We start from the raw sequence: 26952 nt of genomic DNA on the forward strand, positions 1-26952 counted from the left end.
CCCGTCGCCACGCCGGGACCGGTGGCAGACCTCCTCGCCAACCAGCCAGCCAGCACGAGATGATCAAGACAGCGTGTTATTCATCTGCAAGCCCTTAGCCTGGGCGGCGTCCCCATGCCGAGATCAGCGGCGCGAGGGTGAGGTCGAGCTCGCCGGCATCGACGGCGGCCAGGTGCGCGTCGATCTCGACGTCGTTGGCCAGCCCTGCGGCGAGCAACTCGGCGCGGAGCATGCGCACCGTCGCGGTCTCCAGGCGGTCGCAGGCTACCCCACCGACCGGGAAGCAGCCGGCCGCCGTGACATCGACCAGTCCCGCCGCACGCAACGCCCGCGGCAGCGTACGGCCGTAGCGCAGATCGGCGCCGCGGCGGGTCATCAACTCCCGGACGGCGCGCCGCAGCCGGTTGGCGCGCCGCTGCGCCGGGCCGACCTCATCGAGGCAGGCCAGCGGCTGCAGCTCGGTGTCGGCGTCCTCTACCAATAGCCAACCGCCGGGCCGCAGCGCCGCCACCATCGTCGCCAACGCCCGGGCACGGTCGGGCACGTGAACGAGCACGAGCCGCGCGTGTACCAGGTCAAACGTGCCTGGCTGCGGCGGCGGGTCCCCGACGATGTCGTGCCGGAGCACCTCGTACCCGCCGTGCGGGTCCAACCAGGCCGGATTGATGTCCGTGGCCAGCACGTAACCGGTTGGTCCGACGGCCGTGGCGAGTGCCTCGGGAATGCTGGGGCCTCCGGCACCAACTTCCCAGCAGCGCCAGCCCGCCCTCACTCCGAGCCGGTCGAAGTGCCCACGCGTGACACCGTCGAACAGCTCGGCCAGCCAGGTGAACCGCTCGCCCGCCTCCACCCGGGCGTTGTCGAGCAGGTAGCGGTGATCCGGGGAAGACCCGGGGGAGTCCGGCGATGGGGGCCTGGACCGCGCGCCAGCAGTATTCACCGGGCCGCCCGCGGTCGTGTCCGGCTCGGGCCCGGGATCGACGACGGGCTGCGATGAACTCATGCCCACATCCTCACGCCCGACCGCGTGCTGTGTCAGCGCGACACGGGATGAAACCAGACACAGCCTGGCTCCAGCCAACCAGGTCGGGGAGCCGACTGTGACCGGCTCCCCGATCCGCGTGCGTCAGCCCTCGTGCGGGCCCTCGTTGACCCGCCGCACGTCGACCTCCACGTCGATGCCGCTCTGCGTGAAGACGTCGACGAACCGCTTGGCCCACTCGACGGCCTCCTCCTTCGACCGCACCTCGATCAGCCCGAAACCGGCGATCAGCTCCTTGGTCTCGGTGAACGGCCCGTCGGTGACGGTGGTCCTGCCCTTGGTGGCGGTGATCCGGGCGGACTCCTCGCTGCTCTTGCAGAGCCCCTCGGCGGCGAGCAGGATGCCGGCCCGGGACACCTCCTCCATGTAGGCGCCCATCCGCTTCAGGAACTCCGGGCTCGGCTCGAAGGTGCCGGGCACGGCCTCGTCCAGCTTGTGCATCAGCATGTACCGCATCTCAGTGGTTCCTCTCGGTGATGGTGTGCAGGGAAACGGCGGTGAGCCAGGCGAAGATGAAGAACGAGCCGACGGCCATCCGGACGCTGATGCTGTCCTGGTCCGGCCAGGCCATGACGGCGACCGTCGCCAGGGCGGCGAGGATCGACAGGCTTGCCCCGACCCGTCCGAACCGGCGGGCGAAGACCAGGCAGGCGAGGGTGAGCGACCCGAAGGACAGCATCGCCCCGACCCCGTGGCCGTAGGAGTGCCAGCTCATCGTCTCGGGGTTGCCCTCCGGCGCGCCGGCCGGCCAGCCCATGCTCGGGTCGGGGCGCAGCACCCCGGCGATGATCAGGCCGACACCGAGGACGGCCACCAGCGCCGGCCCCCACGTACCGGCCGGACCGCAGCGCAGCGCCCGCCGGAGGCCGATCGCGCCGGCCAGGGCCAGCAGCCCGGACAGGACGAAGTTGCCGATCTGGATCCAGCCGAGGTCGCCGAGGGTGAGCAGGCTGAGCGGCTGCCGGCTCAGGTCGAAGCCGTCCCGGGTGAACGCCTGCGCGAGGCCCAGCCCCAGGAACAGCGGCCCGGCGGCGGCCCCGGCGGTGAGCAGGGTGGCGGTCGACACGCGCGGTGTCGTACCGGCCCGGGTGATCGTCGTACTGGTCATCTCGATCTCCTCGTCAACGGTGTCTCGCTGACGCGTCGATCGGGATGGCCCGGATCCGACATCAGTTTTCAAGATTTTTCCGGGCCGCAGTCGGCGGCCCGGGCGAGCAGCAGGTCCCGCTCCCGGGCGTTGCCGGTCAGCTCGGCCGCCCGCGCGAACTCGACCCGCGCCTCGTCGTGCCGGCCGAGCTTGAACAGCAGGTCACCGAGCACGCTCGGTAGCAGGTGGTAGTGCTCGAGCGCCGGCTCGTACGCCAACTCGCGGGCGAGCTCCAGGCCGGCGGCGGGGCCGTGGGCCTGGGCGACGGCGACCGCCCGGTTCAGCTCGATCACCGGTGAGGGCACGAGCCGCACGAGGTCCGCGTAGAGGGTCGCGATCCGCGCCCAGTCGGTCTCCTCCGGGGTACGCGCCCGCGCGTGGCAGGCGGCGATCTCGGCCTGCAGGGCGTACGGGCCGGGGTGATCGGTGCGGGCCCGGCCGAGGGCGCCCAGCCCGCGGCGGATGAGCAGCTGGTCCCAGCGGCTGCGGTCCTGGTCGTTCAGGAGGATCGGCGCCCCGTCGGGGCCGGTGCGGGCGCGGGTGCGGGACGCCTGGATCTCCAGCAGGGCGGCCAGGCCGTGCACCTCGGGTTCGCCGGGCATCAGCCCCTGCAGCAGCCGGGCCAGGCGCAGCGCCTCCTGGCTGAGGGCGGGGCGCATCCAGTCGTCGCCGGCGGTGGCCGAGTAGCCCTCGTTGAAGATCAGGTAGACCACTTCGAGGACCGAGTCGAGGCGTTCGGCGCGTTCCGCCGGGCCGGGCACCTCGAACGGGATCTTGGCGGTGGCGAGAGTCTGCTTGGCGCGGGTGATCCGCTGCCCGATCGTGGACTCGGAGGTGAGGAAGGCCCGGGCGATCTCGCCGGTGGTGAGGCCGCCCAGCAGCCGCAGAGTGAGCGCGGCCCGGGCGATCGGCGACAGGATCGGGTGGCAGGCGGTGAAGATCAGCCGCAGCAGGTCGTCCTCGATGTGGTCCTCGACGGCGGCGTCGAAGTCGGGGGTGACGTGCTCGTCGAGGTCCCGGCCGAGTTCGGCGAGCGTACGCTGCTGGGTCTGCTTGCGGCGCAGCGCGTCGACGGCCCGGCGCTTGCCGACGGTGACCAGCCACGCCCCGGGGTTGGCCGGCACCCCGTCGCGCGGCCACTGTTCGAGGGCGGCGACGAGGGCGTCCTGGGCGAGTTCCTCGGCCTGGCCGACGTCGCGGACGATCCCCGCGATGCCCGCGACGACCCGCCCGGCCTCCATCCGCCACACCGTCTCGACGGTGCGCCGCGCCTCCGCCTCCTGCATGGGGCCATCAGAGCAGCCGGGTCGGACGTTCTCAAGGACCGGTGGACAGCCGTCCGGCGTCCCGGTCGTTGAACCGGGCGAGCGAGGGGGCGGATCCGGTGTTCGACGGTTTCGAGGTGTTCGACGTCCCCACCACGGACAGCACGGTCCACGGGCGTCGTGGTGGGAGCGGGCCGCCGGTGCTGCTGGCACTTCCTGCCGGAGGAGGCACCCGACGAGACCGTTCGGCATCTCCTGGCGTTTCTTGCCTGAGCCGGGGCGAAGGCCCGCAGCCCTAAGTGATCTTCACGGCTGTCGCCGACACGCCACCGACCGAGGCGGTCCTCGCGCACGAGCCACGCCGCAGCCGGATCGCGCGCATGTCTTCAACTGCCACGGGCGGGTGAGGTCCTCGGGATCGTGAGGCGCAGAGAGCCCCATGGTCACCTATGCGGCCTCACCCGCCTCCGCAGGCCTCCACAAAGGCCACTCACCCTTCGCAATCCCTGCTCAGAGCCTTTGCTCAACTACGCGATGGCCCTGCGTATATTGTCCAGCGATCGCAGAGCGCGACGCACGGATCCAGAACGGACGCTCCTCTTGAGAACACTCACCGATCGACTGCGGCGCAAGCCGAACCGGACCTTCATGCGCAGCGTGGCCTGCACACTCACGGCCGCCATGGTCGCGGTGTTCGCCCTGCCGTCCGCGGCCATGGCCGAAGACAACTACTACAAGACATGCGAGTACGACTACGTGAGTTGCCAGACCGGCGTGGACGCCGGGCTCGTGCAGGGCGAATGCATGACGACGAGCTCCGCTTACGGATCCACGTCGGTCTGCGTCGACTACGACGGCGACTACGTCTACGTCAGGGATGGCAGGGCCGACGGCTACGCCGCGATCGGCTACGTCGGCTCTGACAACGGCGTCAGCGACCGCCTCTGCCGGAACAACCACGGCTACGGCACCTGGGTCAGGTGCAACTTCGACTGGGTCGAGGCGGGCGGGCACAACGCGTCCGGCGGATACCTGGAACAGTTCTACATTATGGACCTCACCTACCTCTGGTCGTGGTCCGGCAAGTAATGGCCGGGTGGACCCGGGTCGGCTCGGGCCGACGCCGCCGCCGGCTCGCTGACTGCTTGTCCGGAGTTGGAACGCCGATACCTGACAGCCGGCCCGACCGGGCACGATGGACGGGTGGACATCGAGCCGGTCGACGCCGCGCCCACGCGGACGTTCCCGTGGGCGACGCTGCGGCAACGCTGGCAGGACCTGACCTTCCTGCACTGGGCGGTGGCCCCGGACCACGTGGCGCCCCTGCTGCCCGCCGGCACCCGCCCGGACACCCTCGACGGGGTCACCTACGTCGGCCTGATCGGCTTCCGGATGGTCGGCCTGGGCCTCGGCCGGGGACCGGGCGTGCCGTACTTCGGCACCTTCTGGGAGACCAACGTCCGGCTCTACTCGGTCGACGGCACCGGCCGGCGGGCGGTGGTGTTCCGCTCGCTCGACGCGTCCCGGCTGGTGCCGGTGCTGGTGGCGCAGCTGAGCCTGCGGCTGCCGTACAAATGGTCGGCGATGCGGCTGGACCGCGACGGCGACCGCCTCACCTACCGCTGCCGGCGCCGCTGGCCCGGCCCGGCCGGCGCCACCAGCCGCATCGAGGTCCGGGTCGGCGAGCCGATCGCCGACCCGACGCCGGTGGACCACTTCCTCACCGCCCGCTGGGGGCTGCACACCCGGGCGTACGGGCGCACGCTGCACCTGCCGAACTGGCATCCACAGTGGCCTCTGCACCGGGCTGAACTGCTGCACCTGGACGACGAGCTGGTCACCGCCGCCGGGCTGCCGTCGATGCCGGGACCGCCGGTGAGCGTGCTCTACTCCCCCGGCGTCCCGGTCGTCTTTGGCGGACCGGTGCTCCTGCGTTGACAGGTGTTGCCCACGCCCGCCGCCAGCTCACCACCGCTGACCCCGCCACCCGCACGGTCAGAGCAGGTCGTAGGCGGCGGGAACGAGGACGGCGCCGGCCAGGTCGGCCGTGGCTCCGTAGACCGGTTCCTTCCGGCCGGCGCGGTCCGGGCAGGTGCCGTAGCGCCCGCCCACCATGCCGACCGTGCCGTCCCCGCACCGCATCAGATAGCCGTGCCCGGCCCAGAACCCGTCCACGCAGGTGAACCAGCGGCACACGTCCGCGGCCGGCTCGTGGACCAGCGCGCCCCCGCAGTAGGTGTAGCCGAGCGGATTCTCCGGTGCCCCGCACCGGTTCACCACCGTCGGGGTCGGGGATGGCGCGACCGTCGGGGAGGGGGACGGCCGTGGTGTACGGCTCGGAGCGGCGGGGCTCGGGGTGGGGACCGGGCGGGGCGGCGGCCCGGTCCGCGGCGTCCGGCTGGGGGCCCGGTGCACCGGATGGGGCACCCGGTGATCTGGCGGCAGCATCCGTTCGCCGCCGGCGCTGCCCGCCGCTCCCGGACTCGGGGCGGGGCCGGCCGGCAGCACCGGCTCGCCCGTCGGGCTGCCGCTGGCCGCCGGTCCGATCCCGGCGTCGTCGGTGGGCACGACGGTGATGCCACCGCCGGTGGGCAGGGCGGCGGGCGGGCGGCGGGCCGGGTCCGGGCCGGTCGTCGCGGCGAGCGCCGCAACGGCGACGAACACGGCTGCCGCGCCGGCGGCCACCACCGCGTGGGTGAGGCGGGCGTACCGGGGCGCGTGCGCGGCGCTGACCAGCACCGGCACCGGCGGGGGCGTCCGCCGGTTGGTGGCCACGGCCTCGTCGAGCCGGGCGAGGACGGCCCTCCGTTGCCCGGTCGCCTCGGCGTACGCCAGGGTCAGTCGCAGCCGGAAGTGCGCCGCCGCGCCGCGGGGCACGCGGAGGCCGGCCACCAGCGCACCGGTGGGCCCGTGCAGCAGGGTCACCGGCACCCCCGGGTGGTGGGTGAGGCCGCCCAGCTCCGTGTACGTCCACTGGCGGGTCCGCTTCCGTCCGATCAGGACGATCCGGCGGTCGGTGATCACGGCGGTGCCGGCCTCGGTCACCCGGGTGCCCGCCGGCAGCGGGGGCGCGGCCTCCGGGGTCAGGGCCGAGATCGCGGAGAGCTCGGCCGGGGGCAGGCCGGCGTGTCTGGGTACGGTGACCAGCCCGGTCGACGGCTGGGCGGCGACCACGGTCTCGTCGTGGGCGAGGTCCACGGGCACGGCCGGGTGGATCACGGGCGACTCCTCGGCGGCCGCCCGCAGCCGCCGCAGGCGTACGCCCAGCAGGCACCAGGCCTCGACGGCGTCCTCGTGGGCGCGTCGCCGCCGGGCGTTCTCCCGCCTGGCCCAGCGCGCCCGCCAACCGCTACCGGTCCTGTCCGAATGGGTCACCCGGGGCCGCCTTTCACGAGAATCATTCGCTGGCACCCGGTACAACCCGCGAAGCGGCCACAGGACACGGCGATGAGCCGGCGGCGCGGTCAGCGGCGGCCCGGACGGCGGAACACGACCGGGGTGGAGCGACGCCGCAGCTCCCGGATCGCCTGCCTCAGCTCGAACTCGATCCGGGCGGCCTCGTACGCCGCCTCGGCGTCCGGCTCGCCCATGCGGCGTTCACGCAGTTGCCCCCAGCCGGCGTGCTCGACCATCACTCGCCTCCCCCGTCGCGGCGCGCTCTCCGCCGCCCGATCGCTCTCCCGCCCAACGACCCGTCCCGCACGCGGTCACTGTGCTCGTCGTCACACGTGCCATCGGAGCACGACGGCGATCAGCCGCAAACTGCCAGCCGAGCATCCGCGCCGCCGCCAGGGCGGGTCAGCGCAGGGGATCGTGGGTGCCGCGCGGCACGTGCGGCTTGCAGCGGCGTACCCGCTCGGCGGCCGTCCGCCCGCCCACCGCCAGACCGTACGTCTCCACTGCGGCCAGGCCGTAGGCGCTGCAGGTGGGGGTGTAGCGGCACCGGCCGGGCCAGCGGTGCGACAGCCACCGCCGGTAACCGAGGATGGCGGCCCGACCGGCCCGGTCCACGCCCGGTGTGCGTACCGCGCCCGCGGCGACCGAGCCGAGGGTGAGCAGGAACGAGAAGAGGCCGAAGTCGCAGCAGTCCGGGCCGTCGCAGTCGCAGCCGTCGCAGTCGCACCAGTCCTTGTGCTTCTTCTTGTGGTGCCGCTTCCGCTTCAGATTGATCACGACGCCATGGTGCGACACCCGCGCCAGCGCTTCGCCGCGCATGCTGGTCACTGCCGGGCCAGGTCCGTCAGCTCCCTGACGAGCACGTCCATCGTCGGTGACACGTCCCGCTGCCACTCGCGCAGGTAGGCCTGCAGCGGTTGGGTCAGATCCTCTCCGCCATCCAAATCCAGCAGGGAATGGTTGGACAGGAAGGCGAGCAGGTCGGCGGGGCGGATCTGCCGCCAAACGGTGGCTTCGAAATCGGCAAGCGTCAACAGCAGGCCCAGTGCAGCTTCCTTTGCCAGCTCCGACGCCTCCGCGAACGCGGCGACCATCTCGGCGGAGACGTTCGACGGGACGAAGGAGTCGGCGGTGATCCCCCCCATCGCCGATGTGACGAACTCGCGGATCTGCTCCGCCCGCCGCGGATCAAGCCGCGGAAGCAGGCGCAGGGCCAGGAGGACCTGCAGCGGGTCGCCTGAATTCTCGGCGACAAGGAGATCGATGAGGTGGTCGTCCTGTCGCAGATAATCAAGTCGGGCCAAGATGGCGGCGACGGTGTACGTCAGTGCGACGTCCACCGCCCCCAGGGCATGCCCGATCAGGGCCTTCGACAACTCCGGGTGAATGGATAGCCCATCCTCGATGAGGCAGTTGAGCAGGACCCGGGCCGTCGCGGCGGGCATCGGATCATCCCGCCGCTCGACAGTGTTCAGAACCTGCTCGTAGAGCTGCTCGTCGAACGGTGTCAACCGGTCGAGGACCGGTACCGGCCAGCGAATCGTCATCAGCTGCACCACCAGGCTGTGCAGCTCGTGGTCCTCGTGGGTCTCCGGTTCGCCGTGCAACCAGGCGGTGCGTCCGACGCCGGCGTACGAGGCCTCCGCGACGTTCCCAGCCAGCCGGGCGGTCTTCTCCGCCAATCCGAGCATGACGACGTCGACGTCCGTTCTCCTGGCCAGCGACACCACGCCGTCATTTCCGAGCCGCAGCACGCGGGCCACCCGCTCCTGCGCCTCCAGGCCCAGGCCAGCCCGCCACAGCGCGACGGTGTCGGGCCAGGGCGCGGAGACCGAGAGGTCGGACACCGGGATGCCGTCCGGTTCCGCCAGGCAGGCCAGGGTCACCAGGTTCGCGGTGTACGCGGCGAGACGGCGTACCGGGTCGAAGGGGGTTGGTTCGTAAGCCTCGATACCGTCGATCGCCTTGCGGCCCCGACAGCGGGCGAGGAGGTCGCAGAGGGTGTCGCGGTAGTCTCCCTGCTCGCCGGCCCGACGGACCATCAACTCGGCGGCGAAGTCGACGATTGGCTGCGTCCGGAGGATCGGTTGGTGGGACAGCAGCGCCCGGAAGCGGTGGTCGTCGAGCCGGTCGGTGGACATCCGGGCACAGAGGCGCTGGTGGTCCTCGGCCAGGTCGCTCAGCAGCTGGACCGCGTACTCGGCCACCAGATACTCGGCGAAGGTCGCGTGCAGAAACTCGTACGTCCGGCGGGTTTTACCCTCCGCGTGCTCATCGGCATGAGCGATGTGGATGAAGAAGAACGCGGCGACGGTCCGCTTGGCGCGGCTGAAGGGCTCGGCGAAGCCGGTGCGGGACGAACTTTCGACGGCCGGGGCCAGCGCAGTGAGATCCCGCCCCAGCTCGTCTTCGGTGATGAACTGCTGGCCTCGGTTGAACATGGCGAAAGCCGCAATCGCGAGGTCGCGCCGGAGGAAGAACTCCCGCCGGGCCTGCTCCTGCGGACTGAGTTCAGTCTCCTCCTTCTCCGTCACCTGCCGTCTGATGAAGGTGTCCAGCAGGCGTCGGTACAGTTCGGCGCCTGAAAGCTCCTCGTTGTCGAGGCGCTCGACGCCGCTCTCCGCGGCGTAGATGGCCAGCAGGGTCATCAGTAGGGGCTGGCGGGCTAGGTCTCCGTGGTGCACAAGCTCATCGGCGGACAGCCGGCGGAAGCCCTGATTGTCAGCGTTGGCGCCGTTCCACTTGTCGACCCAGCGCTCCACCTGCTCGTCGGAGAACATCGCCAACTTGATCAGGACCGCGCCGTGCGGGATACGTACCCGATCCATGACGAGGGTGCGGGAGGTGATGATGGGGATGACGGACGTGCCGTCGGCCCATTCGTCCTGCTGAAACCGCGCGATCTTTTCGATGTAGCCGGACTGGGTGGCCCCGGTGGCCTGAATCAGCTCGTCGAAGCCGTCGAAGATGACGACTTTCGTGGTGGCGGAGTCCCGGCACAGCCGGCCCCAGGCGATGTGCTCCCTGGTGATGGACTCCAAGGCGGTCTCGATCTGCTGGTGCAGCTCCGCGTCGGCGTCGACGCGCCGCAGCCGGACCAGGACGGGCGTGAAGGCCGCTGGGGGCAGGCGCGCCGCGATGATCTCGGTCAGCAGGCTCTTGCCGGCGCCCGGGTGCCCGAGGATGACCAGAGGCCGGAAGGCGCTCTCCGGATCGGCGACGTACCGGGCCAGGAACTCGGCGAGGTTGTCCTGCTGCGGCTTCTCATGCCACCAGCCCTCGTCCGCCGGTGCCGCGTCCTCGTCAACGACCGCGAGCTGGAAGCGCGGGCTGACAAACCCCTCGTCGACGGTGGGGAATGTCAGGCCGGGTGCCTCTGAACGCCACAGGGGATCCCGTAGAACGGCCAGGGTCTTGCGGGAAATCTTGCGTTCAATGTCCCGAACCTGGCTGGTGTCCCGCACCGCGTCTGCGAGCAGCCGGTGCAGATCCAGCAGGGTGTCAGTCGCGCCCGCCTGGATACGCTCGACGGCCGCGTCGAGGGCGTTGCGCGTCGCGGCGTGCTCGTCGAGCACGACCCAGAGAGCGAACTCCGGGAGATCGGTGGCGAGGCGGACGAACCGTTCCCGGTAGGAGTTGCCAGCGCGCCGGACGACGGCGTTGTCGAGCTGCGCAACACTTCGCTTGGCGGTCGCTCGTTCCCAGGCGGCGAGGCCCTCGCAGAAGGACGCCGTCGCCTCGAAGAGACTGCGGAACCGGGCGCGTACCCGGGCCTGGTTCTCGGCGAACCCGTACGCTGCGGAGGGCATGGGAAAGTCCCCGCCGTTCAGTTCACCGGTCAGCGCCCTTCGTCCCGGGGTCTGGATCCTGGCAAGCCGGAGCCGATCGGCGTCCGTCAGCTCCAGGCCGTCGAAGTCCGGACCGAGCTCGTGCTGCAGGGCATCGAAGAAGCAGGACAGCCCCAGTACCGTGTGCGTCGCCTCGAGCAGCTCGTAGTGGTGCTTCCCGGTGGCGGCCTTGATCCGTGCCGGGGCCGTGCCGGTCAGCTCGCGCAGGAGCGTGATCAGCTCCGTCTTCGGGTCGATGAAGGCCAGCGAGGCACCCGCGGTGAAGGGCGCGGCCCCCAGAAGAATGCCGCCGAGCGTCCGATCGAGGGCGGAAATAAGCTTGTCGTCCCGTGCCAGCAGCTTAACCGCCTGCTGATAGGTGATCTTGGATCGTCCGGACAAGCGGCCTCCCCGGTCGCGCCATCTCGTGTCGAGCGCCACCGAGGCTAGTGGACAAAGTGGAGGGAGGGCGTCCCACGGTCGCTCGGAACCGACTGAATCAAGCTCGGCAGAATCGTGTCGGCATGCTTGCAGGCCCCTAGCGTCGATGGCGGAAACCAGGAAGGAGCATCGGGTGCTGGAACGGCTCAACCAGGCCATGGATCACCTCGAACGCCACCTCGACCAGCCGCTCGACGTCGCCGGGCTGGCGCGGATCGCGTGCGTGTCGGAGCACCACTTCCGGCGGCTCTTCTCGGCGCTGGCCGGGATGCCGCTGTCGGAGTACGTGCGCCGCCGCCGGCTGACCGTGGCCGGGGCGGAGGTGCTGTCCGGGGAGGCGTCGCTGCTGGAGATCGCGGTGCGCTGGGGATACGGCTCGAACGAGGCGTTCGCCCGGGCGTTCCGCGCCGTGCACGGGGTCGGCCCGCAGGAGGCCCGGCGTACGGGAGCGAGCCTGCGCGCCCAGGCCCGGATGTCCTTCCGGCTCGTCGTCGAAGGGAGCGCCAGCATGGAGTACCGGATCGTGGCGAAGGAGGCGTTCCGCCTGGCCGGGCGGAAGGCCCGGGTGCCGCTGGTCCACGAGGGGATGAACCCGCACATCGTGGCATTCATCCGGGGCCTGGAGCCGGAGACCGTACGCCGGATCGAGGCGCTGTCGGACCAGGAGCCGCGCGGGATCGTCAACGTCAGTGACGACCTGGCCGGCTCACGGGCGGAGGGCACCGAGCTGGACTACTGGCACGGGGTGGTGACCGGCTCGGACGTGCCGGCGGACCTGGACAGCCTGCCGGTCGAGGCGGGCGGCTGGGCGGTGTTCCGCAGCTCGGGCGCGTTCCCGCAGGCGTTGCAACACCTGTGGCGGGACGTGTTCACCCAGTGGTTCCCGTCCAACCCGTACGAGAGCCGCCCCGGGCCGGAGATGTCGCGGGTGCGGGTGGCGGCGGACGGACGGACCGCCGACGCGCAGTTGTGGATCCCGGTGCGGAAGGTGTGAGTCAGGCCAGGGCGGCGGCCCGCTTCAGGCAGGCGGGCACGTCGCCCAGGTGGTACGGGTGCTCGCTCGGCTCGATGCCGGCCAGGAACATCGCGTACACGGCGGCCATCCGCAGCGGCGCGACCGGGCGGAGCAGGTCGACGACCCGACGCGGGTCGCTGCCGGGCGCGTCGGCCCGCCAGCGGGCGGCCCAGGCGTCGAGCAGCGGCCCGGCGGTCGCCTCGTCGAGGGTCTCGGTGAGGCGCAGGATGTCGAAGGCGGGGTGCCCGACGAACGCGTCGCCCCAGTCGATGACCGTCGCCCGCCGGCCGTCGCCGCGCACGTTGCCCGGGTGCAGGTCGCCGTGGACGAGGGTGTCCGGCAGCCCGCAGTCGCGGACCCGGTCGAGGCGGTCGTCAAGGCCGGCGAGCAGGTCGGCCACCACCGTGGTGTCGTGCGGGGCCAGCCGGTCGCGGATCCACCGGGCGAGGGCCGGTCCGCGCAGATCGGGTACGCCGGCGGCGACCAGCCGTCCAGCGTCGCCGACCGCGCGGAGCTGGACGGTGTGGTGGGCGACGGCGATGGCGGCTCGTTCGGCCGGGTCGGCGGCGTAGCGGTCCTCGCCGGGGATGTGGTCGAGCAGGACCCGGCCGGCGTCGTCGGCGGCGAGCAGCGTCGGCACGAGGTCGGGCGCGGCGGTGGCGAGCCAGCGCAGCACGGCGGCCTCGTGCCGGAAGAAGGCGGGCACCTGCTTGAGCCAGGCGCTGCCGTCGGGGCCGTCGAGCCGCCAGATCGCGGACAGGTTCCAGGTGCGGTGCTGGGCGACGGCGGTCACCGGGCGGCCGTGCCGGGCCAGCTCGGCGGTGGCCCAGGCGAGGCTGGCGGCCGGGCCGCCGGGCTCGGCCCAGGGGGCGCGCAGCGGGTGCGGTGCGAGGTCCACCGTGACCGGTGCCAGGGGTACGGCCGGAGGCGCGGCCACCTCGGCCAGGTAGGTGAGCCGCCCGCCGGGCGGTTCGGGGCGGTCGGCGTCGAGCAGCCGCAGCACGGCCACGTCGACGCCGTACCGGTGGCGGGCCTCGTCGACGATCGCGCCGACCTGCTGCCACCAGGGCTCGGGCACGTCGAAGGCGGGCAGGGCGCCGAGCGGGCGGCCGGCGGGGTCGACCAGGACGAGGGTCACGGTGCGGGACACGGGCGGGACGATAGTGCGGTGTTCCTCGACGTGCACCGGGGTTTCTGGTGGCAGCCAGGGGCGTGCCCGGCGGGTGCGGCCGGTTCGGGACATGTCGACCCGCTTGGATTCCCGGCAGAAGGGCCCGGGTTGCGCGGCGCGTGGTACGACTGACGGCATAGATGCGGCATAACTGACAGAACGGGCGTGCCGATGACCGCCGGCAACACGAGCGACCTGCTGCGGAATCACGCCGAGCCGCAGCGCGCCACCTACGTCGAGCTCTTCTTCGACGTGATCCTCGTCTTCGCGCTGACCCGGCTGTCGCACACCCTGTTCACCGACCTCACCTGGCTCGGCGCCCTGCACACCGTGATCCTGCTCGCCGCGTTCTGGTGGGTCTGGATCTTCACTGCTTGGACCACGGACCGCCTCAACCCCGCCCAGCCCGCGATCCAACTCGTGATCATCCCGATCATGCTCGGCACCCTGATCATGGCGGCCGCGTCGCCCACCGCCTTCGGCCGGGACGGCATGATCTTCGCCGCCACATACGTGAGCATCCAGGTCGGACGGGCTCTCTTCGTCACGACCGCGCTGCGCGGCCGCCAACAGGCGGCGATCGGCTCGTTGCAGCAGCTCATCTGGAACTGCTTCGCCGGAGTGCTGTGGATCGCGGGCGCACTGACCCAGGGCACCACCAGGGTGGTGATATGGCTCCTCGCGGCGGCCCTTGGCTACACCATGAGCCGGCTGGACTTCCGGCTGCCCAGGCTCGGCCCGGCCCGAATCACCACACAGGCGGTCTCCGCGGAGCACCTCGCCGAACGCTACCAACAAGTCATGATCATCGCGTTCGGTGAGACGATCCTGGCATCGGGCGGGAAGTTCGCCACGTACGGGTTCGAGCGGGACCGGTTGATCGCCTTCGTGCTGACGTTCGCCATCACCACCCTGCTGTGGCGGATCTACTTCTACCGCGCGGGTCTGCTCCTCCCGGCGGCGATCGCGGCGAGCGCCGCGCCGGCAGTCTTCAGCCGGTCCGCCTCGTACGCCCATCTGTTCATGGCCGGCGGCATCGTGCTCAGCTCGGTTGGCGACGAGATCGTCATCGCCCATCCGCTCGCCCAGGCCAACCTGGTCTGGTCCGCCGTCATCCTGTGCGGACCCGCCATCTACCTGGCCGGCCGTGCCCGGCTCGACTACCTGTCGTTCAGTAAGGTCGCCGTGTCCCGGGTGGTCGGTCTGCTCCTGCTCGTCGTGCTGTCACCCGTGGTGGCGTTCCTGTCACCGATCCTGATCGCCGGCGTAGCCGTTGTCGTCCTCACCGCGATCGCCGTCTCGGACACCATCTCCTGGCGCCTGCGCCCGAGTGAACCGAACCCGCCGCTGCCCGGCGAACCGAACCGGCCCGGGTAGCGCCACAGCTGGGCGATCGCGCCGGGCAGCGACCGGTGCCCCCGAGGCGGATCGGGGGTGGACGGTCCGGGACGGGTACGGGTTGGCCCCGGATGTCTCCGGCCGGCCGGGCGGCGAGGCTGAAGCAATGACGATCATCGACACACCGATGCGTACCACCCGGCCCTGGTTGCGGCCGGTGGCCGTGACCGCCGCGCTGCTGCTGCTCGGCTACGGCCTCCTGCGCACGCTCGACCGCCTCGACGGGCACAGCGACAAGGGCGCCTGGGCGTGGAACCTCGGGCACACCCTGTTCCTGCTCGGCATCGTCGCGTTCGGTGCGGTGATCGTCGGGCTGCGCCGGGTGCTGCGTACCCGATCGCCCCGGTTGCGGGTGGTGGACGACGTGGCCGCGGTGGCCGGGCAGGTCGGTGCGGCCGCCTTCGTCTGGGTGATCCTGGGCGACCTGTTCCCGCGCTTCGCCGACGCGGTGCCGCCGCCGGACGCGGTGCTGCTGGGCGGCCCGGCCCTGTTCGAGCTGGGCCTGCTGGCGCTGCTGCTCCGGGCCGTCGCGGCCCGGCTGCTCCCGGCCTGGGGGCCGGTGCTGGTGCTGGTCGGGTTCGTGGCGATCGCGGTGAACCTGGACCTGCTGCCGATCGGGGCCGCGCTGGTCCTCGCCGGGCTGTTCCCGCTCCGGTCGACCGGCGTCGAGGGCGGAGCTCAGGCGACGTAGAGCGAGCGGCGGGTGCCGCCGTGGTCGGCGCACGGGCCGCCCGGCAGGCCGGTCCGGCTGAGCAGGCCGTCCTCGCACTGGACCAGGTAACCCTTGCCGTCCCACAAGTTCGCGGTGCAGGAGAAGTAGTCGCAGACGTCCGCGGCGGGGTCGTAGACGAGGGTGCCCCCGCAGTAGTTGTAGCCGTACGGATTGGCCGGCGCCCCGCAGCGGTCGGTCGGCGTCGGGCTCGGCGAGGCGGTCGGGCTCCGCGAGGGACGGCCGGTCGCCGTCGGCGCCGGCTGCGTGGGCCGGCCCGAGGCGGCGCCACCGGTCGGAGCCCCCGGCGCGGCCGAGGTACCGGCCGTGGTGGAGGTGGGGCCGGCAGCCGGGGACTGGCCGGGCGTCGCCGGTCCGGTGGCCTGCGGTGCGGTGGAACTGACCGGCGCACCGAGGCCGGTGGACGATGACGGAGGAGCGGGGTCCGTCACCTGCGGTCCGGCGCCCCGGTCCACCTCCATCCCGACCACCGGCCGGTCCGGCACGGCACCGTGGAATACGCTCGCGACGGCCGCGAGGGCGAGGGCCACCGCGGCGGCGGCGACCAGCGCCGGCCGGACGAGCCGGGCGGTCACCGGGGCGTCGGCGGGCGTGGCCGGCGCCGGGGTCGGCGGCCGTTCGTGCCAGTGCGCGACGATCGTGTCGTCGAGCTGGTCCAGCAGCGCCACGTGGGCTGCGGTCGCCCGGGCGTACGCCACGGTGAGCCGGAGCCGGAAGGCGGACGCCCCGGCCGGCGGCACCCGCACCCCCCGGATCCGTCCCGGGCCCTGCGCGTGCAGCAGAGTGAACGGCTCCTCGGGATGGTGGGCCAGCCCGCCGAGCCCGGCGTACGGCCATTCCTGGCGCCCGTGGCGCCCGGCGAGGATCAGCCGGCGGTCGGTCACCACCGCCGGGCCGGCGTCGACCACGCTGACGCCCTTCGGGAGCCGGCGCGACCTGCTGGCGGCCTCGGCGGGCACCACGGTCAACTCCATGGTGGGCAGGTCCGCGGTGTGCCGCGCCGTCACCTCGACCAGCTCCGCCGCAGGCTGCACGGACAGCACGATCTCGTCGTCGTCGAGGTCCACCGGCAGTCCCGCCGCTGTCTCCGCCCGCGGGACGGGCTCCTCGGCCTCGGCGTAGAACCGGCGCAGTTCCTCGTCGCGCCGGCGCCACGCCTGCAGCGCGGCGTCGTACGCCGTGCGTCGCCGCTCGTTCTCCCGCCCGACCCACCGGGCGCGCCACCCGCGGGTCCCACCGTCCGTCGCCGTCACCGGGCCGCCTCGCATCATGAAGGGCTTCCGCGTCCACCTGGTACAACCCGGCGTGTCCCGGAAGGACACGCCCGCGCATCGACGGGTTTCGGCTCTTTCCGGCTGACCGATCGGTGGAGGCGACGTCGAACCAGGGGCCGGCCCGGTACGGTCACACGACATGGAGCAGCGCGTCAGCCTGATCACCCTCGGCGTGGCCGACCTGGCCCGGGCCCGCACCTTCTACGAGCGGCTCGGGTGGCGGGGCCAGGAGATCGAGGAGACCGTGTTCTTCCAGGCCGGCGGGCTGGCGCTGGTGCTGTGGGGGCGGGACAGGCTCGCCGACGACGCCGGCCTGGCCGACCGGGGCGCCGACGGGTTCGGCGGGGTGAGCCTGGCGCAGAACGTACGCAGCCGCGCGGAGGTCGACGGCATCCTGGACCGGGCGGCCGACGCCGGGGCGACGGTCACCCGGCCGGCCCGGGACACCTTCTACGGCGGGTACGCGGGCTGCTTCACCGACCCGGACGGTCACCTGTGGGAGATCGCCTGGAACCCGGGCTTCCCGCTCGCCGAGGACGGCACCCTGACCGTCCCCGACTTCGGCTGAGCGTCAGGTCCACACCGTACGGCGGAAGCCCTGGTGCCCGGCGCAGGCGTCGCGCTGCCCACCGGTCAGGCTGACTGTGCCGTCGCGGCACTGGACCAGCCAGCCGCGGCCGGACCAGAACCCGGGCACGCAGTCGAACCAGTCGCAGACCCCGTGGGCCGGTTCGCGGATGCGGGAGCCGCCGCAGAAGTCGTACCCGTAGGGGTTGACCGGGGCGCCGCACCGCCGCTCGCCGGCCGCCCGCGGGGCGGCCTCCTGGGACGGCGAGGCCGTCGGGGTGGGCTGGCTGCGGTGCGGCTTCGGGGCGGTGGTCTGGTCGATCCGCACGACCGGGGCGAGCGGCGGGGCCGCGGGCGGGGTGGTCGCCGCCGGAGTCGCGGCGGAGGCGATCTCCGAACCGGGACGCACCGGCGGGTCGGACTCGAAGAGCATCGCCGGCACGATCAGCGCGAGGGCCGCGCCGGCGGCGACGGTCCGCCGGCCGCCCGGGACCAGCGCGGACAGGTGGGCCTGGGCCGGGGTGAGGATCGCCGGGCGGACCGGCCGGGCCGCAGTGTGCTCCTCGATCAGCTCGTCGAGCTGGGCGACCACCGCCGCCCGCTGCTCGATGGCGTCGGCGAAGGCCAGGGTCAGCTTGAACCGGAAGTCGGCGACCGCGCCGGTGGGCAGCAGCAGCCCGGAGGTGCGCCGCCGGTCCAGGACCTGGATCAGCGTCACCGGCGCGCCCGGCTCGTGGGACAGCCCGGTCATCCGGCCGTAGGTCCAGTCGCGGCGCCCCCGCCCGCCGAGCAGGACCAGCCGGCGGTTGGTGAGCACGGCCAGCCCGGCGTCGACCACCTTCACCCCGTCGGGGCGGCGCGGGCGCGCCGCCGGCGGCTCGGGGTCGACGAGCAGCTCGGGGGCGGGCAGCACGGCGGTGTGCCGCACCTCGACTAGTTGCGCGGCGGGCAGCGTCCAGAAGACCACCTCGCCGGGGGGCAGCTCCATCGGCAGTCCGACGCCCGCGTCGACCGTGCCGTGGAAGGACCCGGCGAGGGTACGCAGCCGGCGCAGTTCCTCGTCTCTTCGTCGCCACGCCTCGTCGGCCGCGCGGAAGGACCGCAGCCGCCGCTCGTTCTCCCGGTGCGCCCACCGGTAGCGCCAAGTGGAACCCGTCGAATCAGTCTTCGCCACGCCGACTCCTCCGCCGCGCGAGCCCACCAATCGGGGTGTCATTCACATCAACTGCGACAGAGGGGGATCAAGACACGCGGAAGTCACCAATCTGACCGATCGGCTGATTGACCCGCACGATAGGCGGAATACGCTGCGTCGATTCCCGCGCCGGCGACGGCTCCCGCTTCGCCATGCGAGCGCCTTCCACCCTCGGTAACGTCAGCCGCAGGGCGGTCACGCCCTGGTCCTCACGCAGTCGCGGGGCACCGCGGCCCTCACGAGGAGGTGGACCGGTGAGCGGGACCGCCGTCGTGGTGGGGGTGGACATCGGCACCACCAGCACCAAGGCGGTCGCGTACGACACCGGCGGCCGCCAGCTCGCCGTCCATTCGATCGGCTACCCCCTCGACGAGCCGCACCCCGGGTACGCCGAGCAGGACCCTCAACTGATCTTCGACGCGGTGGTCGGCTCGGTCCGGGCGGTGGTGGAGCAGCTCCACGAACCGGTCGCCGGCCTGTCGTTCAGCACCGCCATGCACAGCCTGATCGGGCTGGACGCCGACGGCACTCCACTCACCCCCTCCGTGACCTGGGCGGACTCCCGGGCCAGCGCCCAGGCCGAACGGCTGCGCGCCACGCCGTCCGGGTTGGCCCTGCACCGGCGCACCGGCACCCCCGTGCACCCGATGGCCCCGCTGCCCAAGCTGGTCTGGTACGCCGAGCAGGAGCCCAAGCTGCACGAACGCGTCGCGCACTGGGTGAGCATCAAGGACTACGTACTGCTGCGGCTGGCCGCGGCGCTGGTCACCGACCACTCGGTCGCCTCCGCCACCGGGCTGATGGACATCCACCGGCTCGCCTGGGACGCCGAGGCGCTGGGCATCGCCGGCATCACCGAGGAGCAACTGCCGCAACTGGTCCCGACCACCCACGTGCTGCCGGGGCTGACCGCCGAGGCGGCCCGCGCCACCGGCCTGCCCGCCGACACCCCGCTCGTGGTCGGCGCCGGCGACGGCCCCCTGGCGAACCTGGGGCTCGGCGCGGTGCACCCCGGCGAGGTGGCCTGCTCCATCGGCACCAGCGGCGCGATGCGGGTGATGGTCGAACGCCCCGGCGTCGACCCGCTCGGCGGCGTGTTCTGCTACGCCCTCACCGAGCAGCGCTGGGTGGTCGGCGGCGCGATCAACAACGGCGGCATCGTGCTCCAGTGGGCCGGCGAGGCGCTCGCCCCGGAACTCGGCGAGCACGCCGAGGAGGAACTGCTCGACCTGGCCGCCCGGGCGCCCGTCGGCTCCGGCGGGCTGATCATGCTGCCGTACCTGCTCAGCGAGCGGGCCCCGCACTGGAGCGCGCTGCCGCGCGGCGCGTACGTCGGGTTGACCCACGGCCACCGGCGGGAGCACCTGGTCCGGGCCGCGCTGGAAGGCGTCTGCCAGCAACTCGCCCTGGTCCTCACCTCGGTCAAGGCGGCCGGCAACGAGGTACGCGAGGTCCGGGCCAGCGGCGGCTTCGCCCGCAGCCCGCTGTGGCGGCAGATCCTCGCCGACGCGCTCGGCGTGCCGGTCCGCTTCCCCGCCGGCCACGAGGGCTCCAGCTTCGGGGCGGCGCTGCTGGGCATGCAGGCGCTCGGCCTGATCGAGTCCATCGACGTCGCCGCCGACCTGGTGAAGATCGAGGAAACGGTACGCCCCGACCCGGCCGCCGCCGCCACCTACGCGGCCCTGCTGCCGCTCTTCTCCGAGCTGTACGACGCGCTCGTGCCGACGTTCGCGTCACTGCGACGGCTGGCGCCCAGCCTGCCGCCGGAACCACCACCCACCGCACCTCCTCAGTGACACTGACCGAAGGTCGTGATTGCCGTGGTCACACTGCTCGCCGCACCGGCGGGACCACTCACCAACGCCGGGCACACCCAACTCGTCGTCGCCGCACTGCTCGGCATCGCCGCGGTGGTGCTGCTCATCGCCTGGGGCAAGGTGCACCCGTTCCTGGCCCTCATCCTCGGCGCGGCGGTGCTCGGCGTGGTCGCCGGCATCACCCCCGACAAGATCGTCACCTCGTTCAGCGCCGGCGTCGGCTCCACGGTCGGCGGCGTGGGCCTGCTCATCGCGCTCGGTGCGATGATCGGCGGCCTGCTCGCCGAGTCCGGCGGCGCGGACAGCATCGTGGAACGCGTGGTCGCCCGGGTCACCGGCGGCGCCCTGCCCTGGGCGATGGCCGGCGTCGCCGCGCTGATCGGCCTCCCGCTCTTCTTCGAGGTCGGGGTGGTGCTGCTGGTGCCGATCGTGCTGCTGGTGTCCCGCCGCGTCGACGTGCCGCTGATGAAGATCGGCATCCCGGCGCTGGCCGGCCTCTCCGTGCTGCACGGCCTGGTGCCCCCGCACCCCGGCCCGCTGGTCGCGATCGACGCCCTCGGCGCCAACCTCGGCCAGACCCTCGCCCTGGGCCTGCTGGTCGCCATCCCCACGGTGATCATCGCCGGCCCGGTCTTCGGCAACTTCATCGCCCGCTACGTGCCGGCCACCGCCCCCGAGGCGCTGCTGCCCACCCGCCGGCCCCTCGCCGTCGCCGACCCCAGGCGGCCCACCACGCCGGCCGGCGGCCGGCTCGACGCCGACGGCGACCTGGTCACCGAGGACGACCTGGTCAACCCCGGCACCGGGCGTCCCGGCGAGCCGATCGACGAGGGGCAGCGGCCCCGGCGGGCGCCCGCGCTCTGGGCCGCCGTGGTCACCGTGCTGCTGCCCGTGGTGCTGATGCTGCTGCGCGCCATCGGCGAGCTGACCCTCGACAAGGACACCGCCGGCCGCAAGACCCTGGACATCATCGGCACCCCGATCGTCGCCCTGCTGGCCGGCGTCATCTTCGCGATGATCTTCCTCGGCTACCGGACCGGGTTCAGCCGTTCCCAGGTCTCCGGTTTCCTCGGCGGGTCGCTGCCGGCCATCGCCGGCATCCTGCTGATCGTGGCCGCCGGCGGCGGCTTCAAGCAGGTCCTGGTCGACGCCGGGGTGGGCAACCTGGTCGCGGACTCCGCCAAGGGCGCGAACATCTCCCCGCTGGTGCTGGGCTGGCTGGTCGCGGTCGGCATCCGGATCGCCACCGGCTCCGCCACCGTCGCCACCATCACCGCCGCCGGCATCGTCGCGCCGCTCGCGGCGACCCTGAACCAGCCGGAGGTGGCGCTGCTGGCGCTCGCGATCGGCTGCGGCTCGCTGTTCTTCTCGCACGTCAACGACGCCGGCTTCTGGCTGGTCAAGGAGTACTTCGGGCTGACCGTCGGGCAGACCATCAAGAGCTGGTCGGTGATGGAGACGATCATCTCGGTGGTCGGCTTCGCCGGCGTCCTCCTGCTAGACCTGGTGTTGTGACGGCGGCGGGTGCCGCGCTGCCAGGGTGGCACCCGCTACGCAACGACCACCGATCACAGGCGTACGGATCGTACGAGTTGTACAATTGGAGAATGAGCGAGCCCGCCGCCGAACTTCCGATCTCCGACGCCCGAGACAGCCTCGCTGACGTCGTCTCCCGCGCCCACTACGCGGGGCGTATCACCTACGTCACCCGGCGCGGGCAACGACTGGCCGCCATCGTGCCGGCCGAATTGGCCGAGGCAATAGAACGCGCCGAAGACGCGGCTGACGTTGGCGCCGCCCGCGAAGCGCTGACCCGCATCGACACCGGCAATACCCCGATCCCGCTGACCGAACTGCGCGACGAACTCGGCCTGTGAGCACGCCTACCCCACCGGCCTACACCGTTCACATCGACAGGGCCGCCGCCAAGCTGCTGCGCAAGCTCGATCGCCCCGTGCAAGCCCGCCTCGTCGCCGCCATCGCCGACCTGGCCACCCAACCCCGGCCCGCCAGCGTCAAAGCCCTGACCGGAAATCCCGGCCTGCTGCGCATTCGGGTCGGCGACTACCGCATCGTGTACACCATCCGGGATCAAGAGCTACTCGTTCTCGTGCTCCACCTCGGTCACCGCAGCGACATCTACAACGCCCTATAACAATGATCGGGACCCGCCGGACGTGGCTACCACCGATCATGCCCGGGTACGACTATCCACCAACCTGGCGCTGACCAGGCCCGACCGCGACGGGTCAGGGCGCCTCGACGCGGGAGATGCGGAACTTGTGCACCTCGGCGCCGCGGATCGCCGCCACCTGCTGCTCGCTCGGGCCGGACCCGCGGAAGGCCAGCAACTGCTCGTCGCTCTCCCAGCGCTCGTACACGTTGATCCTGCCCGGCTCGACCAGGTCCGCGCTGACCGCGAAGTCGACGCAGCCCGGCGCCGAGCGGGCCGCCTGCACGGCCTCCACACAGGAGGCCAGGTAGGCGTCCCGCTCGGCGGGGTCGACATAGAGCGTGCCCGCGACGATGATCATCTGACCTCCCGTGGCTGAGCCCCATCCTGCCAGCCGCGCCCGGTCACGCCCGGCTGATCGCGTTGGCGTGGATCGCCTCGTTCAGGTACGCGGCCAGGCCCGGCCGGATCTGCTCGAAGTAGGCGGTGAACCGCGGGTCGGCCACGTACATGTCGGCCAGCCCGGTGTGGATCTCGTACGAGCAGTCGTAGAACCAGCGGCTGATGAGCTGCCGGTGCTCCTCCGCGAGGGCCATCGCCTCCGGCCCGTCGGCCGGCGCGCCCGAGTCCATGAGCGCGGTGATCCGCCGCCCCCAGTCCTCGTTCTCGGCCTTGTTGCGCAGCCAGTCCTCCTTCGTGTACCGGCCGGCCCGCTCGGTCGACTGCTGGTACGCATCGGTGCCGCCCCAGCGCCGTTCCGCCTCCTCGGCGTGCTCATCCGGGTCGAAGTCCCCGAACACCTCGAACCGTTCCTCGGGTGTGAGCTGGATGTTCAACTTTCTCGCCTCCATCGCGAACTCGATCGCCGCGACCATCTCCCGCAGCTTCCCGATCCGCCCGGTCAGCAGGTCGTGCTGCCGCCGCAGGTGCGGCAACGGGTCCCCGCCCGGGTCGTCGAGAATCGCGGCGATCTCCTCCAACGGGAACCCCAGCTCCCGGTAGGCGCGGATGAGCTGCAACCGCTCCAGGTCGGCGTCGTCGTAGCGGCGGTAGCCGGCCGGGCTGCGCCCGCTCGGCGACAGCAGCCCGATCTCGTCGTAGTGGTGCAGCGTCCGTACGGTCACCCGGGCCGCCCGGGCCACCTGACCCACCGTGTACGCCATGGTTCCCTCCCTTCCGCGACCAAGGCTCCCGCCTCCCGTTGCGTGAGGGTCAAGCCGATTGTGCCGCCGGCCCTCGGGGCAGGGACCAGAACAGCGATCGCCCCCGGCCTCCTGAGGGGGTGGAGGAGGCCGGGGGCGGTCGGGTCGCGGACCGGGTCAGGCGGTGACGCGCTCCTTGGTCGCCTTGGGGGCGGCGAACGCCTCGCTGGCCGGGGTGCGGAAGGCGTGCCAGAGGCCCGCCACCGACAGCAGCAGGAGCAGCGCCGCACCGAGGTACATGGCCAGGGCGCCCTGCTCGGCCTTGCGGCCGAACTCGCTGAAGCCGTACGAGGTGAGCAGCAGGCCGCGCAGGGTCTCGCCCTTGAACACGTTCTCCCGCTGGGCGGTGACGTCGGCGAGCTGCTTCTGCAGGTCGGCCAGGTTGGCGGCCTTGGCCTGCTCGGCCTGGGCCACCTGCTCCCTCAGCGCCGTCTGCGGCTCGCCGAGCTGGGCGTACGTCTTGCCGCCGCCGATCGACTTGAGGTGCAGTCCGATGAACTCGTTCGCGTAGCACTCGGCCTGCTTGCCGGTGGTGAGCTGCTGGCCGGCGTACTCGCGCAGGCAGTCCGACTTCTTCTCCTCGTCGGTCAGCGCACTGGCCGGCTTGAAGCTGATGTGCTGCGCGGCGAGCTGGTCGTGCACGTAGGTGTTGGCGAAGTTGGCGTTCGTGGTGAGGACGATGCCCACGACGAGCAGCAGGACCGCGAGGCCCAGCCCGCCGATGCTGAACAGCAGATCCAGCGTCCGTCGCTTCATGTCGAGCTCCTGTATGGATGGTGGCGGCTAGCTGATGACCGTCCCATCGTCGCGGCTCGACAGTGGTCCCAGGCAGGGCCGAACCCCCTGTCCCGGCCGGGACCTTAGGCCCCCTCACCCCGGGCCGGTCAGCGGGCCACGTCGATCGGGGTGAGCGTGGCGAGCAGGTCGGGCAGGGCGGCCGGCCGGCCGTACCGCCAGCCCTGGCCGTGTACGCAGCCGATCGCGGCCACCGCCGCGTGCTGGGCGCCGGTCTCCACGCCCTCGGCCACCACCACCAGGTCGAACGCGCCGGCCAGCCGGTTGACCATCTCCACGGTGGCGTACGCCCGGCTGTCTTCGGCGTCCAGCCGGGCCACGAAGGACCGGTCGATCTTCAGCTCGGTGGCCGGGATGCGGTGCAGGTAGCTCAGCGAGGAGTAGCCGGTGCCGAAGTCGTCGATGGCGATCCGGACGCCGAGTTCGCGCAGCTGGGCCAGCCGGTCCAGGACCGCCTCGCTCCCCTCGATCAGCGCGGACTCGGTGAGTTCGAGGGTGAGTGCGCGGGGTGGCAGGCCGGCCGCTTCGAGCGCCCCGGTGACCGTGGCGATCAGGTCGGGGCGGCGCAGGTGGGCGGCGGCGATGTTGACCGCCACGGTCACCACGGGGGCGTGCTGCCGCCAGGTCGCCGCGGCTCGGCACGCCTGCCCGAGCACCCACCGGTCGATCGCCAGGATCAGCCCGGTCTCCTCCGCCACCGGCAGGAACCTCGCCGGTGGCAGCACCCCGAACCGGGGGTGCCGCCAGCGGACCAGGGCCTCGGCGCTGCGGACCGCGCCGGTGGCCAGGTCGACGATCGGCTGGAACTCCATGAGCAGCTGTCCCTCGTCGACCGCGCGGCGCAGGTCGGCGATGAGTTCGGCCCGGCTCACCGCCGACTCGCGCAGCTCCGGCGTGCAGGTCCGGTACGCGGACTTGCCGGCCGCCTTGGCCGCGTACATGGCGATGTCGGCGTCGCGGAGCAGGTCGGTGTGGGAGGTGTGCTGGGGGCCGTACTCGGCGATACCGATGCTGGCCGACGGGTGGACGCCCAGGTCCTCCTCGCCGGGCAGCGGTTCGAGGGCGGCGAGCAGCCGCTCGGCGAGTTGTTCGGGCGGCACGGGCCGGTCGCCGTCGACCAGCACGGCGAACTCGTCGCCGCCGAGCCGGGCGATCATCCCGTCGGCGCCGACGTTGTGGTGCATCCGCTCCGCGATGGTGGCCAGCAGCCGGTCCCCGGCCGCGTGCCCGAAGCGGTCGTTGACCTGCTTGAAGCCGTCCAGGTCGAGCAGCAGCACGGCGACCGGGTGGCCGTCGCGCAGGGCCCGGCGCAGCCGCCGGGTGAAGGCCAGCCGGTTGGGCAGCCCGGTGAGCTGGTCGTAGTACGCCAGCCGGCGCAGCCGGGCGACCAGCCGCAGGTTCTCGTTGGCGGCCAGCCCCTGCCGCAGCGCGAGGACCCCGAGCAGGGCCATCATGCTGATGAAGATCAGGTGCGGGGTCTGCCCGGTGGGCCGCCGGGCGAGCACCACCGCGACGATGGCGCCGCCGACCGGCAGGTACGGCAGGGCCACCCGCCACCAGGGCGGCAGCGGCGACTCGGTGGTCTCGTCCTCGGCGTCGCCGCCGGCCGGGGGCGGGTGGCCGGTGGCCGCGCCCATCAGCAGGTAGCTGAGTGGCCAGCAGACGTCGATCGGGTGGCCGGCGGCGTACGTGCCGTGCGCGACGAGCGAGACGTAGATCGCGTCGGCGGCGGCCCGGATGGCGAGGCTGGCCCCGATCACGGTGAGCGCCCGCCACATCGGCCGCGCCGGCCCGGAGACCGCCACCAGGATGGTGAGCTGCATCAGGTCGAACATCGGGTAGAGCAGCCCGAAGGTGCGCAGCGGATCGGCCAGGTCGGCGGCGGCGATGTCGCGGAACACCACCACCCAGCCGATCGGGACGAGCGCCAGCGCGACGATCACCCCGTCGAGCACGGTGCGGGCCTGCCCGACGAGGCTGCGCGGGGCGGCCAGGGAGCAGAGCAGCGCGGCGGTGCCGGTGACGATGCCGGCGGTGAAGAGCCCGCCGACCAGCGGCGTGTGCGGCAGCCCGTCCCCGCCGAGCCGCTCGACCGTCCACACCGTACGGCCGAGGGCGGCGAGCGCCATGGTCACGGCCAGCAGCGCCCAGAACCGGCGCAGCGGCGCCGGGCGCCGGCGGGCCACCCGGGTGCACGCCACCGCCGCCCAACTGGACACCGCCACCGCCCCCAGGTCGCTGACCAGCGCCGCGTGGGGCAGGCCGGCGAGCAGCCAGCCGGCTTCCCCGAGTACGACGAAGGCGGCCGCGACGAGCCCGACGCGGCCGGCGAGCGGGGAACGGGCCCGCGCCGTCACGGCCGGGTCCACGTCCTGCTGGGGCACAACGATTCGCTCCGGCTCTCTCTGGCGCGCACCTCGACGATGAGGACCGGTTGCGGACGGCGAACGGCGCAAGCCTAGTCAGCCCGGGTTACCACCGCCAGATCCGATCGGCG

At 72.5% G+C, this 26952-nt stretch carries 26 protein-coding genes; 10 read left to right on the plus strand and 16 right to left on the minus strand.

Annotated elements, in window-relative coordinates:
* Positions 1-94 precede the first annotated feature (94 nt).
* The 4 genes from ACZ6S5_RS14890 to ACZ6S5_RS14905 all read right to left on the minus strand — a co-directional run bounded on the left by ACZ6S5_RS14890 (position 95) and on the right by ACZ6S5_RS14905 (position 3475).
* Entirely contained in the window at positions 95-1003 is a 909-nt protein-coding gene (locus tag ACZ6S5_RS14890) for a methyltransferase domain-containing protein (protein ID WP_466000679.1), read from the minus strand.
* A gap of 123 nt (positions 1004-1126) precedes the next feature.
* Positions 1127-1498, minus strand: coding sequence for a YciI family protein (locus ACZ6S5_RS14895; RefSeq protein WP_466000680.1), 372 nt, complete (start codon positions 1496-1498; stop codon positions 1127-1129).
* A gap of 1 nt (position 1499) precedes the next feature.
* Entirely contained in the window at positions 1500-2150 is a 651-nt protein-coding gene (locus ACZ6S5_RS14900; RefSeq protein WP_466000681.1) for a DUF998 domain-containing protein, read from the minus strand.
* A 68-nt stretch (positions 2151-2218) separates the two neighbouring features.
* Entirely contained in the window at positions 2219-3475 is a 1257-nt protein-coding gene (locus tag ACZ6S5_RS14905; RefSeq protein ID WP_466000682.1) for an RNA polymerase sigma factor, read from the minus strand.
* Positions 3476-4054: 579 nt separating this feature from the next.
* On the opposite strand from ACZ6S5_RS14905, the gene ACZ6S5_RS14910 reads away from it, so the two are divergent.
* Together ACZ6S5_RS14910 and ACZ6S5_RS14915 are read left to right on the plus strand one after the other, a co-directional pair.
* Positions 4055-4543 carry a hypothetical protein gene (locus tag ACZ6S5_RS14910; protein WP_466000683.1) on the plus strand — a complete coding sequence of 163 codons (489 nt, stop codon included), beginning with the start codon at positions 4055-4057 and terminating at the stop codon, positions 4541-4543.
* Positions 4544-4657: 114 nt separating this feature from the next.
* Positions 4658-5392, plus strand: coding sequence for a YqjF family protein (locus tag ACZ6S5_RS14915; protein ID WP_466000684.1), 735 nt, complete (start codon positions 4658-4660; stop codon positions 5390-5392).
* 57 nt (positions 5393-5449) lie between these two features.
* On the opposite strand, the gene ACZ6S5_RS14920 is transcribed toward ACZ6S5_RS14915, so the two are convergent.
* From ACZ6S5_RS14920 to ACZ6S5_RS14935, 4 genes are all read right to left on the minus strand, one after another.
* A complete protein-coding gene (locus ACZ6S5_RS14920) occupies positions 5450-6829 on the minus strand; it encodes a hypothetical protein (protein ID WP_466000685.1) in 1380 nt (459 codons plus the stop codon).
* Between the two features lie 89 nt (positions 6830-6918).
* A complete protein-coding gene (locus ACZ6S5_RS14925; RefSeq protein WP_466000686.1) occupies positions 6919-7086 on the minus strand; it encodes a hypothetical protein in 168 nt (55 codons plus the stop codon).
* A gap of 166 nt (positions 7087-7252) precedes the next feature.
* On the minus strand, positions 7253-7627 hold the full coding sequence (gene yidD / locus ACZ6S5_RS14930; protein WP_466000687.1) for a membrane protein insertion efficiency factor YidD: 375 nt from the start codon (positions 7625-7627) through the stop codon (positions 7253-7255).
* Positions 7628-7674: 47 nt separating this feature from the next.
* Entirely contained in the window at positions 7675-11118 is a 3444-nt protein-coding gene (locus ACZ6S5_RS14935; RefSeq protein WP_466000688.1) for an NACHT domain-containing protein, read from the minus strand.
* A 133-nt stretch (positions 11119-11251) separates the two neighbouring features.
* Between ACZ6S5_RS14935 and ACZ6S5_RS14940 the strand changes: the two genes are divergently transcribed.
* Positions 11252-12112 carry a GyrI-like domain-containing protein gene (locus ACZ6S5_RS14940; RefSeq protein WP_466000825.1) on the plus strand — a complete coding sequence of 287 codons (861 nt, stop codon included), beginning with the start codon at positions 11252-11254 and terminating at the stop codon, positions 12110-12112.
* 1 nt (position 12113) lies between these two features.
* On the opposite strand, the gene ACZ6S5_RS14945 is transcribed toward ACZ6S5_RS14940, so the two are convergent.
* Positions 12114-13283: a phosphotransferase family protein gene (locus ACZ6S5_RS14945; RefSeq protein WP_466000689.1), complete on the minus strand. Its 1170-nt coding sequence runs from the start codon at positions 13281-13283 to the stop codon at positions 12114-12116.
* Positions 13284-13475: 192 nt separating this feature from the next.
* Between ACZ6S5_RS14945 and ACZ6S5_RS14950 the strand changes: the two genes are divergently transcribed.
* Both ACZ6S5_RS14950 and ACZ6S5_RS14955 read left to right on the plus strand, forming a co-directional pair.
* Entirely contained in the window at positions 13476-14681 is a 1206-nt protein-coding gene (locus ACZ6S5_RS14950; protein WP_466000690.1) for a low temperature requirement protein A, read from the plus strand.
* Between the two features lie 127 nt (positions 14682-14808).
* Positions 14809-15393, plus strand: coding sequence for a hypothetical protein (locus ACZ6S5_RS14955; protein ID WP_466000691.1), 585 nt, complete (start codon positions 14809-14811; stop codon positions 15391-15393).
* Here the strand turns inward: ACZ6S5_RS14955 and ACZ6S5_RS14960 are convergent.
* Positions 15381-16685, minus strand: coding sequence for a hypothetical protein (locus tag ACZ6S5_RS14960; protein WP_466000692.1), 1305 nt, complete (start codon positions 16683-16685; stop codon positions 15381-15383). The two genes, ACZ6S5_RS14955 and ACZ6S5_RS14960, sit on opposite strands and share 13 nt — an antisense overlap.
* 160 nt (positions 16686-16845) lie before the next feature.
* Between ACZ6S5_RS14960 and ACZ6S5_RS14965 the strand changes: the two genes are divergently transcribed.
* Positions 16846-17274 (plus strand): VOC family protein, encoded by a 429-nt coding sequence (locus tag ACZ6S5_RS14965; RefSeq protein WP_466000693.1) that lies wholly within the window; start codon positions 16846-16848, stop codon positions 17272-17274.
* Positions 17275-17277: 3 nt separating this feature from the next.
* Here the strand turns inward: ACZ6S5_RS14965 and ACZ6S5_RS14970 are convergent, their stop codons facing one another.
* The gene (locus ACZ6S5_RS14970) at positions 17278-18447 is read right to left on the minus strand and encodes a hypothetical protein (RefSeq protein WP_466000694.1); all 1170 of its coding nucleotides are present in this window, start codon (positions 18445-18447) and stop codon (positions 17278-17280) included.
* 67 nt (positions 18448-18514) lie between these two features.
* On the minus strand, positions 18515-18667 hold the full coding sequence (locus tag ACZ6S5_RS14975; protein ID WP_466000695.1) for a hypothetical protein: 153 nt from the start codon (positions 18665-18667) through the stop codon (positions 18515-18517).
* Between the two features lie 55 nt (positions 18668-18722).
* Here ACZ6S5_RS14975 and ACZ6S5_RS14980 point away from each other — a divergent pair, with 55 nt between their 5' ends.
* The 4 genes from ACZ6S5_RS14980 to ACZ6S5_RS14995 all read left to right on the plus strand — a co-directional run bounded on the left by ACZ6S5_RS14980 (position 18723) and on the right by ACZ6S5_RS14995 (position 22440).
* Positions 18723-20264, plus strand: a complete 1542-nt coding sequence (locus tag ACZ6S5_RS14980; RefSeq protein WP_466000696.1) for a gluconokinase — start codon at positions 18723-18725, stop codon at positions 20262-20264.
* Positions 20265-20288: 24 nt separating this feature from the next.
* Entirely contained in the window at positions 20289-21800 is a 1512-nt protein-coding gene (locus ACZ6S5_RS14985; protein WP_466000697.1) for a GntP family permease, read from the plus strand.
* Positions 21801-21892: 92 nt separating this feature from the next.
* Positions 21893-22162 (plus strand): type II toxin-antitoxin system prevent-host-death family antitoxin, encoded by a 270-nt coding sequence (locus ACZ6S5_RS14990; RefSeq protein WP_466000698.1) that lies wholly within the window; start codon positions 21893-21895, stop codon positions 22160-22162.
* Positions 22159-22440, plus strand: coding sequence for a type II toxin-antitoxin system RelE family toxin (locus ACZ6S5_RS14995; protein WP_466000699.1), 282 nt, complete (start codon positions 22159-22161; stop codon positions 22438-22440). Before ACZ6S5_RS14990 ends, ACZ6S5_RS14995 begins: the two co-directional genes overlap by 4 nt.
* A gap of 94 nt (positions 22441-22534) precedes the next feature.
* Here the strand turns inward: ACZ6S5_RS14995 and ACZ6S5_RS15000 are convergent, their stop codons facing one another.
* The 4 genes from ACZ6S5_RS15000 to ACZ6S5_RS15015 all read right to left on the minus strand — a co-directional run bounded on the left by ACZ6S5_RS15000 (position 22535) and on the right by ACZ6S5_RS15015 (position 26839).
* Entirely contained in the window at positions 22535-22819 is a 285-nt protein-coding gene (locus ACZ6S5_RS15000) for a putative quinol monooxygenase (protein ID WP_466000700.1), read from the minus strand.
* Between the two features lie 43 nt (positions 22820-22862).
* The gene (locus tag ACZ6S5_RS15005; RefSeq protein WP_466000701.1) at positions 22863-23621 is read right to left on the minus strand and encodes a MerR family transcriptional regulator; all 759 of its coding nucleotides are present in this window, start codon (positions 23619-23621) and stop codon (positions 22863-22865) included.
* A gap of 156 nt (positions 23622-23777) precedes the next feature.
* Positions 23778-24416 (minus strand): hypothetical protein, encoded by a 639-nt coding sequence (locus ACZ6S5_RS15010; RefSeq protein WP_466000702.1) that lies wholly within the window; start codon positions 24414-24416, stop codon positions 23778-23780.
* A gap of 128 nt (positions 24417-24544) precedes the next feature.
* Positions 24545-26839 carry a putative bifunctional diguanylate cyclase/phosphodiesterase gene (locus ACZ6S5_RS15015; protein ID WP_466000703.1) on the minus strand — a complete coding sequence of 765 codons (2295 nt, stop codon included), beginning with the start codon at positions 26837-26839 and terminating at the stop codon, positions 24545-24547.
* Positions 26840-26952 lie beyond the last annotated feature (113 nt).

The organism is Micromonospora sp. NPDC051924, from assembly GCF_055586005.1.